The following is a 12,400-nucleotide window of genomic DNA, read 5'->3' on the forward strand; positions in this document are numbered from 1 at the left end:
GCCGCGCCGGTCGACGGACTACCGCGCCGTCGGGTCGGCGCGGTAGCCGACCGGGCAGCGCGTCACATCCGGGCTCAGGCGGTCGCGGAGGTCGCCGGCTCGTCGCGACGGCCCACGAGGTAGCGGGTGAGCACCACGCCCCACAGGGCGGCGAAGACGAACATGAAGACCGAGTAGACGGCCGCGGGCACCGACATCTCGGTGCTGTCGAGCACCTCGACGGCCACGAAGATGGCCAGCGTCCCGTTGTGGACGCCGATCTCCATCGAGGAGGCGATCGCCTCGCTCTCCCGCACGCCCGCCGCCCGCGGGACGACGTACCCGACGACGAGGGAGGCGGCGCAGAACACGCCGGCGGCGAGCCCGACGTCGGCGAGGTAGTCCCCGACGTCCTCGCGCTGGTCGAGCAGGATCCCGAGCACCAGGACCGCGAGGATGACGGCCGACCCGATCCGGACCGGCTTGTCCATCCGTGCCGCGAAGCCGGCCGCCCGCTGCCGGATGAGCATGCCGAGCACGACCGGCACCAGCACCACCGCGAAGACCTCGACCACCTTGGTGAACTGCAGCGACACCTCGTCGCCGAGCCCGTAGTGGGCGATGGCCAGGTTGGTGATCACCGGCAGCGTCGCGATCGCCACGATCGAGTTGATGGCGGTGAGGGTGACGTTGAGCGCGACGTCGCCGCGGAAGAGGTGGCTGTAGAGGTTCGCGCTCGTGCCGCCCGGCGAGGCGGCGAGCAGCATCATCCCGACCGCGAGGAGCGGCGGCAGGTCGAGGACCGTGACCAGCCCGAAGCAGAACAGCGGCAGCAGCACCAGCTGGCAGGCCAGGGCGACGCCGACCGCCTTCGGGTGCCGGGCGACCCGGCGGAAGTCGTCGGGCACCAGCGAGAGGCCGAGCCCGAGCATGATGATGCCGAGGGCGACCGGGAGCCCGATGGTCGTGAGAGCCGAATCCATGGCCGGACTCTAGTGACCGGCGTCACAGAGATCCGGCGAACGCGCTCAGTCGTCCTTCTTCCTGGTCTGCGCCGCCATCGCCTTGGTCGTCAGCCGGTCGGGCAGGTGGGTGGCGAGCTCGGCCAGCGCGCGGTTCTTGAACGAGCCCGCGACCACGTGCGGCTTGCCGGCGAACAGCGCGTCCAGGCCGTCGCGGGCGACCTCGTCCGGGTCGTCCTTGGGGCCCTGGCCGAGCGCGGTGTCGAGCAGGTCCGCACGGCGGAAGAACTCGGTGTCGGTCGGGCCCGGCATCAGCGAGGTGACCGTGACGCCGGTGTCCTGCAGCTCGTGGCGGATGCCCTCGGCGAAGGAGTGCACGAACGCCTTCGACGCGGCGTACGTCGCCTGGAACGGGTTCGGCGCGACGGCGGCGATCGACGCGGTCACCAGGATCCGGCCCGCCCCGCGCCGCACCATGTCGTCGACGGCGAGCTTGGCCAGGTGCACCGTGGAGCGGACGTTGAGGTCGACCAGGCGCAGGTGCCGCTCGAGCGCGGTGTCGGCGAACGTGCCGCCCACACCGACGCCGGCGTTGAGCACGACGACGTCGACAGGGCGGCCGCTGCCGGACGCCTCGCGCCACAGGTGCTCGACCTCCTCGGGGCGGGTGAGGTCCACCTGCACCGGTCGGGCGTCGACCCCGTGCGCGGAGGCGACCTCCGCCGCGGCGGCGTGGATCTCGGGCTCGTCGGCCGCGAGGACCACGTCGTACCCCCGCCTCGCCAGCTCGTGGGCGACCGAGCGGCCGATGCCCGTCGATGCGCCGGTCACGAGGGCGAGCCCCGCCTGCTGGGTGGTGTCCGTCGTGGCGTCCATGCGGCGGGGGTACCCGCCGGTCGCGCTGCCGAGTCATGCGGGATCGGTGGCCGGATCGGGGGCCGGTACGGTCGGCGGGTGCCGTCTCGGATCGCCGCCGCTGCCGTCGTCCTCACCGCCGGGCTGGTCCTCGGGCTGGGTGCGTGCGGGTCCGGGTCGGAGGACCCCGGGCCCGCCCCGGCCGGGGCAGGAGACGACCTGTCCGGCGCCGACGTCGCCGCGGCGCTCGAACAGCTGCCGACCGTGACCGGGCTCGTCCCGCTCCGGCGCGGGGACCTGGTCAGCCTGCCCGGCGCGCCGACCGACTTCGTCGAGGGGTGGACGGTGCGGGACCGCCGGTTCCCGTGCGAGCAGCCCGGCATCGAGTGCGGCGCGGAGGTGGAGGTCTGGGGCTCACCGGACTCCGCGGCCCGGCGCTCGGAGGAGATCCGCACCCTCCAGCTCGGCACGGTCGACCTCGGCACGGAGACCCACCTGCTGGCCGGGCCGGTGCTCCTCCGGCTCGACGGCGCCCTCACGCGCGCCCAGGTCGCGGCGTACCGCGCGGCGCTGGAGGACGCCGGGGCGACCGTCTCCACCCCCGAACCGTTGTTCTGATCCGTCGTCCTGGGCCGGGCGGTGACGCCCGGGTGCCGAAGGGGGGACTCGAACCCCCACGCCCGAAGGCACAGGTACCTAAAACCTGCGTGTCTGCCAGTTCCACCACTCCGGCTGGCGGCGCTCAGTCTAGGAGCGCGCGCAGGGGTCAGGTCAGCGCCAGGTCCTTGCGCAGCTTGGCGACGTGGCCGGTGGCCTTGACGTTGTACTGGGCGACCTCGACGGTGCCGTCCTCGCCCACCACGACGGTCGAGCGGATGACGCCCTGGACGACCTTGCCGTAGAGCTTCTTCTCCCCGAAGGCGCCCCAGGCGGTCATCACCGACTTGTCGGCGTCGGAGAGCAGCCGGATGGTCAGCCCCTCCTTCTCGCGGAACTTCGCGAGCCGCTCCGGCTTGTCCGGTGAGATGCCGAGCACCTCGTAGCCGGCCGCCTGCAGCGAGTCCAGCGAGTCGCTGAAGTCGCAGGCCTGCTTGGTGCACCCCGGGGTCATCGCGGAGGGGTAGAAGTAGACGATCACCTTCCGCCCGCGCAGGTCGCTCAACCTCACCTGCTCGCCGGTGTCGTCCGGCAGCATGAAGTCCGGGGCGGGGTCACCGGGGGACAGGCGGGGCGTCTCGGCCACGGGCGTTCTCCTTCTTGCCAATCATGTGCAACAACGTACGCTTGGCGGCACGACGCATGCCGATCCGCCGATCCCGACGCTACCGGTCCCCGCCGACGTCCCGTCCCCCGACCGAGGAGTCGCACCCATGCACGTCCCTGACGGTTTCCTGGACGCACCCACCTCCGTCGCGACCGGCGTCGTCGCCGCAGCCGCCGTCGGCGTCGCGCTCCGCAAGGCACGCACCGAGCTCGACGACCGCGCCGCGCCGATGGCGGGCCTGGTCGCGGCGTTCGTCTTCGCCGCGCAGATGATCAACTTCCCCGTGGGCGTCGGCACCAGCGGCCACCTGATGGGCGGTGCGCTCGCCGCGATCCTCGTCGGGCCGTGGACCGGGTTGCTCTGCGTCTCGGTGGTCCTGGTCGTCCAGGCGCTGTTCATGGCCGACGGGGGCATCACCGCGCTCGGCACGAACGTCGTGCTGATCGGCGTGGTCACCGCGCTGGTCGGGTACGTCGTCTTCCGCGGCCTCCAGGCCGTGCTGCCGCGCCGGCTGGCGACCGTCGCGCCGAGCGCCGCCGTCGCGGCGTTCGTCTCCGTGCCCGTCGCCGCCCTGGTCTTCAGCCTGCTCTTCGCGATCGGCGGCACGGCCCCGGTCGACGCCGGCACGGTGCTCACCGCGATGCTCGGCTGGCACGTCCTCATCGGCATCGGCGAGGCGGTGGTCACCGGCCTGGTGGTCGGTGCGGTCGTGGCCGTGCGGCCCGACCTCGTCCGCGGCGCCCGGCCGCTCGTGGCCGCCCGCGAGCTCGAGATCCGGACGGTGGCCGCATGAGCGCCCCGGCCGCACCCCGCCGCCACGTCAGCACGCGCGCGCTCCTCCTCGCGGGCCTGGTCGTGGCCCTGCTCGTCGCCGGCGTGGCCAGCTACTACGCCAGCGCCCACCCCGACGGGCTCGAGCACGTCGCGGAGCAGACCGGCTTCCTCGACTCCGCCGAGGACAGCCCGGCCGCCGGCAGCCCGTTCGCCGACTACTCCACCAAGGGCGTCGACGACGAGCGGCTCAGCGTGGGGATCGCCGGCGTGCTCGGCACGCTGACCGTCCTCGTCCTGACCGGCGGCCTCACGCTGCTCCTGCGGCGGCGCCGACCCGGGGCCGACGCCGGGATCGACGCCGGGACCGACGTCGGGACCGGCCCGGACTCCGAGCGGTCCACCGAACCCGAGCGGGCCTGACGTGGGGGCCGCCCACGGCCACCGCCTGCACCACCACGGCCACAGCCCCGTCCACCGCGCGCCGGCGCACCTGAAGATCGCCGGGCTGCTCGGCTTCGTCCTGCTCGTCGTCGCCACCCCCCGCGAGTGGTACGCCGTGTTCCCGGCCTACCTCGCGGTCGTGGTCGTGGTGATCCTGCTCGCCCGGGTGCCGCTGCTGTGGGTCGTGCGCCGGATGGTGATCGAGGTGCCGTTCCTGGTCTTCGCCGCGCTGATGCCGTTCGTGGCCCACGGGCCGCGGACCGAGGTCCTCGGCCTCACCGTCTCCGAGGCCGGCCTGGTCGCCGCCTGGGGCCTGGCGGTCAAGGGCACCCTCGGCGTCATGGCGTCGCTGACGCTGGCCGCGACGACCGAGCCCACCGCCGTGCTCGCCGGCCTGCGGCGGCTGCGGATGCCGGCGCTGCTGGTCGAGATCATGTCCTTCATGCTCCGCTACCTCGACGTGGTGACCGCCGACCTCGGGCGGATGCTGACCGCGATGCGCTCCCGCGGGTGCGACCCGCGCTCGCCGCGGCACTGGCCGGTGCTCGCGCGCTCCCTCGGGGCGTTGTTCATCCGCAGCTACGAGCGCGGGGAGCGGGTGCACCTCGCGATGCTCGCCCGCGGCTACACCGGCACGCTCCCGGCCGCCGCGACCGCCGCACCCCCCACCGCCGCGCCCCGGACGGGGGAGCCTCGATGAGCACGCCGGTCCTCGACGTCCGCGGGCTCGCCTACGCCTACCCCGACGGCCACCAGGCGCTCTTCGGCGTCGACCTCCACGTCCACCGCGGCGAGCGGGTCGCGCTGCTCGGGCCCAACGGCGCCGGCAAGACCACGCTGGTCCTGCACCTCAACGGCATCCTGACCGCCGGCGCGGGCAGCGTCGCGGTCAGCGGGCTGCCGGTGGAGAGCAAGCACCTGCAGGAGGTCCGCCGCCGCGTCGGGATCGTCTTCCAGGACCCCGACGACCAGCTGTTCATGGGCACGGTCCGCCAGGACGTCGCCTTCGGCCCCGCCAACCTCGGCGTCCGCGGCGCCGAGCTGGACCGCCGGGTGATGGGCGCCCTGGAGCAGGTCGGCATGGCCGAGCACGTCGACCGCCCGCCGCACCACCTCTCCTTCGGTCAGCGCCGCCGCGTCGCGGTCGCCACCGTGCTCGCCATGGAGCCGGAGGTGCTGGTCCTCGACGAGCCGTCCTCGAACCTCGACCCCGCCTCCCGGCGCGAGCTCGCCGACATCCTGCGCTCCCTCGACGTCACCGTGCTCATGGTGACCCACGACCTGCCCTACGCCCTCGAGCTGTGCCCGCGCTCGGTCGTCCTCTCCGGGGGCACGGTCGTGGCCGACGGGGCGACGTACGACGTGCTGACCGACGAGGCGCTCATGCGCGCCCACCGCCTCGAGCTGCCCTTCGGGTTCGACCCGCGCACGATCGGGCCCGGAGTGGGCACCGGTGTGGGAGGCACCCACACCACACCGCACCGCACCGCACGTCGGAGCACGGGGGATTGGTAGCGTCTCCCGGCACGCACACCACCTCAGGAGACCTCACGTGAGCAAGGGCAACGGCAACGACACCTCCTCCCTCGAGCGCGAGATCGAGGAGACCCGCGAGCGGCTGGCGACGACCATCGACCAGCTCCTCTACCGCTCGAGCCCCAAGACGATCGTCGGGCGCGAGGTCGCGAGCATCAAGGCGCACTACATCGACGCGGCCGGCAACCCGCGCACCGACAACATCCTCAAGACCGTCGGCGCCGTGGTCGGCGTCGTCGCGCTGTTCGTCGTGGTCCGGAAGGTCGCCGGCTGACCGTGGGCGCGCCTGAGAAGACCCCCATCAAGATGCTGCACGACCGCATCCTGTGCGAGGTCGACGCGGAGGCCGGTGAGCGGCGCTCCTCCGGGGGCATCGTCATCCCCGCCACCGCCGCGATGGGCGCGACGCGCCTGTCGTGGTCGAAGGTGGTCGCCGTCGGCCCGCACGCCCGCGCCGTCGAGGTCGGGGACCGGGTGCTCTTCGAGCCCCAGGACAAGGCCGAGGTCGAGGTGCACGGCGAGCTGTACGTCGTCATGCGCGAGCGCGACGTCCACGCGGTCGCCGCGGACCGGCTCGCCGACGAGGCGACCGGCCTGTACCTCTGACGTAACCCCGGTCACCCACCCGCCGTTGAGCGGGCGTGCTCCGACGCCTGCTCACCGCCCTCGCCGCGGCCACCCTGCTGCCCGCGGCGCTCGTCGTACCCACCGCCGTCGGCGCGCCCGCGCCCGACACCTCGCCCGGCACCGCGTCCCTGAGCGCCTCCGCCGGGGAGCCCGTCGGCAAGAAGCCGCGCTACCGCGCGCGGATCGAGTGGACCAAGCACGGCATCCCGCACATCACCGCCGACGGCTTCGGGTCCCTCGGCTTCGGCAGCGGGTACGCCGCCGCGGAGGCCTCGCTGTGCACGCTGGCCGACACCCTGGTGACCGGCCGCGGCGAGCGGTCGCTGTGGTTCGGGCCGAACGCGCGCTACAACGACCAGGTCACCCTGGATGCGACCAACCTCCAGGTCGACACCGTCGTGGCCGACCTGCACGGTCGCCGGGTGGTCGAGAAGCTCCTCGCCGACCCCGTCGCCGGGCCCGGCAAGCAGGCCCGGGCGATGGTGAAGGGCTACGTGGCCGGCATCAACACCTACCTGCGCGAGACGCCCCGCGGCCAGGTCACCGACCCCGCCTGCCGGGGCGCGCGCTACCTGCGGCCCGACGTCACCGCGCTCGACCTCTGGTACGGCGTGTACCTGGCGAACCTGCTCGCCTCCACCGGGGTCTTCATCCCCGAGATCGCCGACGCCTCCCCGCCGAGCCTCACCGACCCGGGCCTGCCGCAGCTCCCGTTGCGCGCCGCCGACGTCGACCGGGACGCGCTGCTCAAGGGCTTCGGCCGCGACCCGGAGGCGCCGTTCGGCTCCAATGCCACCGCGGCGGGCGCCCGCGCGACGAGCACCGGCAAGGGGATGTTGCTGGGCAACCCGCACTTCCCGTGGCGCGGTCGCTACACCTTCACCCAGCAGCACCAGACGATCCCCGGCCGCTACGACGTCGCCGGTGCCTCGCTGATCGGCTCCCCGGCGATCAACATCGGCTGGAACAAGGACGTCGCCTGGAGCCACACCGTCTCCACGGCGTACCGCTTCACGCCTTATGAGTACCGCCTCCTCGGCCCCACGACGTACCTCTCCGGCTCCGGAACGCGGGAGCTGGAGCGCCGCGAGGTGAAGGTGCGGGTCCGCGAGGGCGGGAAGGTCCGCACGGTCACCGAGGACGTCTGGCGCACCCCGCAGGGCTACGTCATCGACGACCCGGCGCAGCTGATGCCGTGGAGCCAACTGAGCGTGTGGGCGATCCGCGACGCCAACGGCGAGCACCTGCGCACCATCGACACCTTCATGGACATGGGCAAGGCGCGCGACGTGCGCGACCTGCTGCGCCGCCAGGACCGCGGTGGCGGCATTCCGTGGGTCAACACGACCGCAGCCGACCGCAGGGGCGACGTGCTGTACGCCGACCACTCGGTGGTCCCGCACGTCACGAACGCGATGGAGCAGCGCTGCCTGACCGTGGTCGGCCGGGTGCTCGACGCCGTCGCGGGGCTGCCCGGGCTCGACGGCACCCGCGCCGAGGGCGACTGCGCGTGGGGCGCGGACGCCGACGCGCAGCGGCCCGGCATCCTCGGCCCCCGCAACCTGCCCTCGGTGGTCCGGCGCGACTGGGTGATGAACGCCAACGACTCCTACTGGCTGCCGAACCCCGCCTCGCCGCTGGAGGGCTTCCCCAGCATCATCGGCTGCGAGCGGTGCGAGCGGACGATGCGGACCCGGGTCGTCGCCGGGTACGTCGCCGACCGGCTCGCCTCCGGCCGCAAGGAGACCCCCGCGAGCTTCCGCGGCCACCAGTACGCCAACCGGGTCGAGGCGGCCGCGGTCATGCGGGCCGACGGCGCCCTGGACCGGGTCTGCTCGCTGACGGGGGAGACCGAGGCCTGTGCGGTGCTGCGCCGGTGGGACGGCCGCTCGGACCGCGGCTCGCGCGGCGTCCACATCTTCGAGGCGTTCGTCGAGCGGCTGCCCGCGCTGCCGCTCGACCTGGTCGACACCGTGTGGACGGTGCCCTTCGACCCCGCCGACCCCCTCGAGACCCTGCGCGGGCTCAACGTGGCCAACCCCGGCGTCGTGCAGGCGATGGCCGACGCGATCGCCGCCGTCCGCGAGGCCGGCGTGCCCTTCGACGCCCGCTGGGGCTCGCTCCAGGTCGCCGGCGACCGCGGGGCCCCGCCCATCGGCCTCGGCGGCGGTGACGGCGATGCTCTCGGCAACGCCAACGTGCTCTCCTCGCGCTGGGTCGAGGACAACGCCGGTCGCTACAAGCCGATCACCTACGGCTCCTCGCACATCCAGGCGATCAGCTACCTGCCCGGCGGCCGGCTCGACGCCCGCACGATCCTGACCTACGGCCAGTCCGAGGACCCCACCTCGCCGTGGTCCACCGACCAGACCCGCCTCTTCGCCCAGGAGAAGTGGGTCCGCTTCCCCTGGACCGACGCCCAGGTCGGCCGGGATCTCGTCCGCCGGAAGGTCGTGGTCGGGGGGTGAGCGGTGGGGTGCGCGTACCACCTATAGGTGGTACGCGTCCGCTTCTGGGCCGATGCATTGGCCCAGAACCGGTTGCGGAGGCCCAGAAGTAGGGGTGCCCGCCTGTTGAACCCGTCAGTAACAAGGGTGATGCCGACCACTAGGTTGGCCGGGTCGACCTCGCCCCGGCCGTGACTCCGGGCGTTCCTCGGGAGGGAACCATGACCACCGCACCGTCCACCGCCGGCACCACCACGACCAGCCGGCGCGTACGCCGCCTGCGGACCGCGCTCGCGACCAGCGCGGTCCTCGCCGCGACCGCCGCGGGCACTCTGACCGCCGCCGGCCCCGCGCCTGCAGCCCCCGCCCCCGCCGCCCCGGCTGCGGCCGACCGCACGGCCGACCGCACGACCGACCGCACCGCCGCGACCACCGGGTCCGCGGCCCGGCGCGCGGTGGTCGACGTCGAGGCCGAGGAGCCGCTGGACTACGTGGCGATCGGGGACTCCTACAGCGCCGGACCGCTCATCCCGCTGCTGCGGCTGGACCCGCTCGGGTGCATCCGCTCGACGTCGAACTACCCGGCCTACCTCGCCGGCCACCTCGGCGCCGCGTCGTACCTCGACGTGACCTGCTCGGGCGCGGAGACCGCCGACCTGGTCGACCGGCGGCAGGAGACGATCATCCCGGGGCCCGCCCCCGCGCCGCAGGTCGACGTGCTCACCGACGAGACCGACCTGGTGACGGTCGGGATCGGCGGCAACGACTACGGGCTGTTCGGGTCGATGATCGAGGTGTGCGGGGCCGTCGCCGAGCTCGACCCCGACGGCGCGCCGTGCAAGCGCCACTTCACCAACGCCAAGGGCGTGGACACCAAGGTGCGCGACGCCGACCGGATCCGGGGCGACGTCGGCGGCGTGCTCCGTGCGGTCGCTCGCCGGGCGCCGAACGCGGCCGTCGTGGTCGTCGGCTACCCGCGGCTGCTCCCGCAGCGCGGCTCGTGCAACGCCGTCGGCTTCGCCAAGGGCGACTACGCCTGGGGCAACAAGGTGGAGCGACGGCTCAACCGGTCGCTGCGCCTGGCCGCGGCGGCCAACGGCGCGACGTACGTGGACCTCTACCCGGCCTCGCGCGGCCACGACGCCTGCGCGGGCAGCCAGGCCTGGATCAACGGCAAGACCCTCAACCCGCTGCGGGCCGCGAACTTCCACCCGTTCGGCCGCGGCATGCGCGCGATCGCGCAGGAGGTCTACCGCCAGCTGACCGCCGGCCGCACCGCGCCGGCGCGCGTGGCCCCGCTGCGGGCCGACAACGCCGTCACCCGGCCGGTCACCCCGCAGCGCCGCGCGGAGGTCGTCTCGGCCTGGCGCCGCTGGCTCGCCGACCAGGGCTGAGCCGCAGGGCCGAGCCCGCAGGACCGAGCCCGCAGGATCGAGCTTGCTGGGCTGAGCAGGACGTGCGGTCCTCGCCCCGCCGGGATCAGACCCGGCGGGCGAGGACGACGACGTTGCTCTCGAACTCCGAGCCGTTCCAGTCCGTGCACGAGACCAGGACCAGCCGGCCGCGGCCGCGGTCCTGGCCGAAGAGCGCCTCCGCCTGCTCGGCGAGCGCCGCGCGGCTGAGCACCCGGACGCCCGACACGCGGTAGCGCACGGTGCCCTTCCGGCTGACCACGAGCACCTTCTGGCCCTTCTCCAGCGACGTCACCGGGTTGAGCGCGCCGCCGCCGGTGTGGACGGTGTGCCCGGTGATCACGGTCTGCCCGCGACGAGCCCCCGCGCGGGCGCTGACGTCCCACCAGCCGACCTTCGTGTAGTCCGCCGGCGGCTGGAGCACCCGCCCGGGGGACATGCCGATCGGCACGACCGGGGCGACCACGTCGATCGCCGGGATCTTCAGCCGGATCGGCTGCGCGGGCGCCGGCGCGACGTACGACCTCGACTCGGACTCGCCCTCCGGGAGGACGACGCCGGTGACGGTCAGCCCGAGCGCGAGGACCAGCGCCGCGACCCAGAGCCCCCGGGCGAGGGCCTCGAGTCGGCGCCGGACGGCCCCCATCCCGTCCGGCGCCGGCCGGGTCGTGCCGTCCTCATCCTCGGTGGCCACGGCGTCGCGCCCCTGGTCAGGAGCGGAGCGTACGTCGCGTGGCGACCGCACCCGCGCCGAGAGCGGTCAGCAGCAGCACGAGCAGGCCGCCCGTGCCGAGGCCCGACCCGGACGAGCCGGCCGAGCCGGCCGGCACCGAGATCGGCACCTGCGGCTCGGGCTGCGGCTGCGGCTGCGGGGCCGGCGTGTTCGGCTCCTGGGGCTCGTCGGGCTGGACGCGCCCGTTCGGCCCGCAGCTGCTGTGGCCGATCTCGACGTCGAGCAGCTCGACGCCGAAGCTCGCCGCGACCGGGAGCACCCGGACGTCGAGCGCGGTGACGTCGATCCGGTTCTTGCCGCGCTGCTGCTTGTTGAGGGTGACGTCGAGGACGTTCTCCTCCAGCGGGGCGAGCTGCTCGCCGACGGTGCCGAGCGCGGCGGTGAGCACCTCGGCCTGGTCGATGACCTGGCCGAGCGGGCCCAGCACGCCCTCGATGGCCTCGGTGAACTGGGTGCGCAGGGTCTGCAGCACCAGGTCGACGACCTCGCCGAGGTCGGTGACCAGCTTGGTGTTGGGCGCCGGGTCGGCGGGGAGGTCGAGGAGGGTGACCTCCTGGCCGGCCAGGCGGAGCGACGCGCCCGCGCCGGCGAGCGTGCTGCCGCCGCTGACCTCACCGGGGCGGGCGACGCAGAAGCTCTGGACCGCGCCGAGGTCGAGCACCAGCGCGGCGTCGGCGGCGTCGAGCACCTGCTCGAGCACGGCCTGGAGGCCGGCGAGCAGCGGGTCGAGCACGGGGGCGAGGGCGTCCTGGAGCTGCTGGTCGAAGCCGGCGAGGAAGTCCGATCGGAGGATCTGGAGGTTCGAGAGGTCCAGGTTCCCGGCGGTCAGCTCCAGGTTGTCACCCGGCCGCAGGCAGCTGCCCTCGTCGACCTCGAGCAGGACGGCTCCGTCGCCGGCGAGCCCGGAGCAGGCGGCCGAGGCGCCGCGCCCGTCCTCGACCCGGGTGCGGGCCTTCTGGGCGAGGGTGCCGGCCTGGACGAAGTCCTGCCCGCCGAGCACGGAGAGGGCGGGGCTGTCGCTGCCCTCGCTGCGCTGGCGCTCGCCGTCGTGGGTGACCGTGAAGGTCCCCGAGTCCGCCGGGGTCCCGGCGATGGTCAGCCGCAGCGCGGTCGCGCTGGCCTGGGCGACGGGTGCGTCGGCGGCGACCGCGGGCGTGCCGGTGAGGAGCACCAGCGAGCTGGCGGTGGCCGCGGCGGCGATCCGGGCGGCGGTACGGCGAGTGGTCACGAGTTCGTTGGCTCCCTGTCGCCGCGCACGTCCGCCCGCGGCCCCGATGTGCTCCGAGTGGTCCACCGGGACAACGTCGTGGCGGGGGAAGGGTTACGCCGGCAGCCGCCGGCAGCGCTGGAGGAGACGTTCCCGGTGCCGG

The 12,400-nt window shown here is 74.1% G+C and carries 14 protein-coding genes and 1 tRNA gene; 9 read left to right on the forward strand and 6 right to left on the reverse strand.

Annotated features, from left to right (window positions below; translation table 11 throughout):
• Positions 1–74: 74 nt before the first annotated feature.
• Entirely contained in the window at positions 75–962 is an 888-nt protein-coding gene (locus tag HPC71_RS05925; RefSeq protein ID WP_154616706.1) for a bile acid:sodium symporter family protein, read from the reverse strand.
• Positions 963–1,007: 45 nt separating this feature from the next.
• On the reverse strand, positions 1,008–1,817 hold the full coding sequence (locus tag HPC71_RS05930; RefSeq protein ID WP_154616705.1) for an SDR family NAD(P)-dependent oxidoreductase: 810 nt from the start codon (positions 1,815–1,817) through the stop codon (positions 1,008–1,010).
• A 78-nt stretch (positions 1,818–1,895) separates the two neighbouring features.
• Between HPC71_RS05930 and HPC71_RS05935 the strand changes: the two genes are divergently transcribed.
• The gene (locus HPC71_RS05935) at positions 1,896–2,414 is read left to right on the forward strand and encodes a hypothetical protein (protein WP_154616704.1); all 519 of its coding nucleotides are present in this window, start codon (positions 1,896–1,898) and stop codon (positions 2,412–2,414) included.
• A 33-nt stretch (positions 2,415–2,447) separates the two neighbouring features.
• Here HPC71_RS05935 and HPC71_RS05940 read toward each other — a convergent pair.
• Together HPC71_RS05940 and bcp are read right to left on the reverse strand one after the other, a co-directional pair.
• Positions 2,448–2,529: transfer RNA gene (locus tag HPC71_RS05940), tRNA-Leu, on the reverse strand.
• A 33-nt stretch (positions 2,530–2,562) separates the two neighbouring features.
• Positions 2,563–3,039: a thioredoxin-dependent thiol peroxidase gene (bcp, locus tag HPC71_RS05945; RefSeq protein WP_171896297.1), complete on the reverse strand. Its 477-nt coding sequence runs from the start codon at positions 3,037–3,039 to the stop codon at positions 2,563–2,565.
• A gap of 127 nt (positions 3,040–3,166) precedes the next feature.
• Between bcp and HPC71_RS20870 the strand changes: the two genes are divergently transcribed.
• The 8 genes from HPC71_RS20870 (at position 3,167) to HPC71_RS05980 (ending at position 10,279) form a co-directional block, all read left to right on the forward strand.
• Positions 3,167–3,853 (forward strand): energy-coupling factor ABC transporter permease, encoded by a 687-nt coding sequence (locus HPC71_RS20870; RefSeq protein WP_216656560.1) that lies wholly within the window; start codon positions 3,167–3,169, stop codon positions 3,851–3,853.
• On the forward strand, positions 3,850–4,254 hold the full coding sequence (locus HPC71_RS20875; RefSeq protein WP_216656561.1) for a PDGLE domain-containing protein: 405 nt from the start codon (positions 3,850–3,852) through the stop codon (positions 4,252–4,254). Before HPC71_RS20870 ends, HPC71_RS20875 begins: the two co-directional genes overlap by 4 nt.
• Before the next feature lies 1 nt (position 4,255).
• Complete coding sequence (gene cbiQ, locus HPC71_RS05955; protein ID WP_171896299.1) at positions 4,256–4,975, forward strand: cobalt ECF transporter T component CbiQ; 720 nt, start codon at positions 4,256–4,258, stop codon at positions 4,973–4,975.
• On the forward strand, positions 4,972–5,790 hold the full coding sequence (locus HPC71_RS05960; RefSeq protein ID WP_230084593.1) for an energy-coupling factor ABC transporter ATP-binding protein: 819 nt from the start codon (positions 4,972–4,974) through the stop codon (positions 5,788–5,790). Before cbiQ ends, HPC71_RS05960 begins: the two co-directional genes overlap by 4 nt.
• Before the next feature lie 37 nt (positions 5,791–5,827).
• Entirely contained in the window at positions 5,828–6,085 is a 258-nt protein-coding gene (locus tag HPC71_RS05965; protein WP_171896301.1) for a DUF3618 domain-containing protein, read from the forward strand.
• 32 nt (positions 6,086–6,117) lie between these two features.
• Positions 6,118–6,417 carry a GroES family chaperonin gene (locus HPC71_RS05970; RefSeq protein ID WP_154616902.1) on the forward strand — a complete coding sequence of 100 codons (300 nt, stop codon included), beginning with the start codon at positions 6,118–6,120 and terminating at the stop codon, positions 6,415–6,417.
• Positions 6,418–6,452: 35 nt separating this feature from the next.
• Positions 6,453–8,906: a penicillin acylase family protein gene (locus HPC71_RS05975; RefSeq protein ID WP_171896303.1), complete on the forward strand. Its 2,454-nt coding sequence runs from the start codon at positions 6,453–6,455 to the stop codon at positions 8,904–8,906.
• Positions 8,907–9,106: 200 nt separating this feature from the next.
• A complete protein-coding gene (locus tag HPC71_RS05980) occupies positions 9,107–10,279 on the forward strand; it encodes an SGNH/GDSL hydrolase family protein (protein ID WP_154616703.1) in 1,173 nt (390 codons plus the stop codon).
• Positions 10,280–10,364: 85 nt separating this feature from the next.
• Here the strand turns inward: HPC71_RS05980 and HPC71_RS05985 are convergent, their stop codons facing one another.
• Entirely contained in the window at positions 10,365–10,991 is a 627-nt protein-coding gene (locus tag HPC71_RS05985; protein WP_253943916.1) for a class F sortase, read from the reverse strand.
• 16 nt (positions 10,992–11,007) lie between these two features.
• Positions 11,008–12,258: a hypothetical protein gene (locus HPC71_RS05990; protein ID WP_154616702.1), complete on the reverse strand. Its 1,251-nt coding sequence runs from the start codon at positions 12,256–12,258 to the stop codon at positions 11,008–11,010.
• Between the last annotated feature and the right edge of the window lie 142 nt (positions 12,259–12,400).

This window comes from Nocardioides marmotae (assembly GCF_013177455.1).
Classification (GTDB): Bacteria; Actinomycetota; Actinomycetes; order Propionibacteriales; family Nocardioidaceae; genus Nocardioides; species Nocardioides marmotae.

What these genes read in the sequence shown, in the direction of transcription:
- HPC71_RS05970 (WP_154616902.1), top strand. Translation starts at nt 6,118, where the DNA reads ATGCTGCACGACCGCATCCTGTGCGAGGTCGACGCGGAGGCCGGTGAG.
- HPC71_RS20875 (WP_216656561.1), top strand. Translation starts at nt 3,850, where the DNA reads ATGAGCGCCCCGGCCGCACCCCGCCGCCACGTCAGCACGCGCGCGCTC.
- HPC71_RS05930 (WP_154616705.1), bottom strand. Translation starts at nt 1,817, where the DNA reads ATGGACGCCACGACGGACACCACCCAGCAGGCGGGGCTCGCCCTCGTG.
- HPC71_RS05960 (WP_230084593.1), top strand. Translation starts at nt 4,972, where the DNA reads ATGAGCACGCCGGTCCTCGACGTCCGCGGGCTCGCCTACGCCTACCCC.
- HPC71_RS05925 (WP_154616706.1), bottom strand. Translation starts at nt 962, where the DNA reads ATGGATTCGGCTCTCACGACCATCGGGCTCCCGGTCGCCCTCGGCATC.
- HPC71_RS20870 (WP_216656560.1), top strand. Translation starts at nt 3,167, where the DNA reads ATGCACGTCCCTGACGGTTTCCTGGACGCACCCACCTCCGTCGCGACC.
- HPC71_RS05980 (WP_154616703.1), top strand. Translation starts at nt 9,107, where the DNA reads ATGACCACCGCACCGTCCACCGCCGGCACCACCACGACCAGCCGGCGC.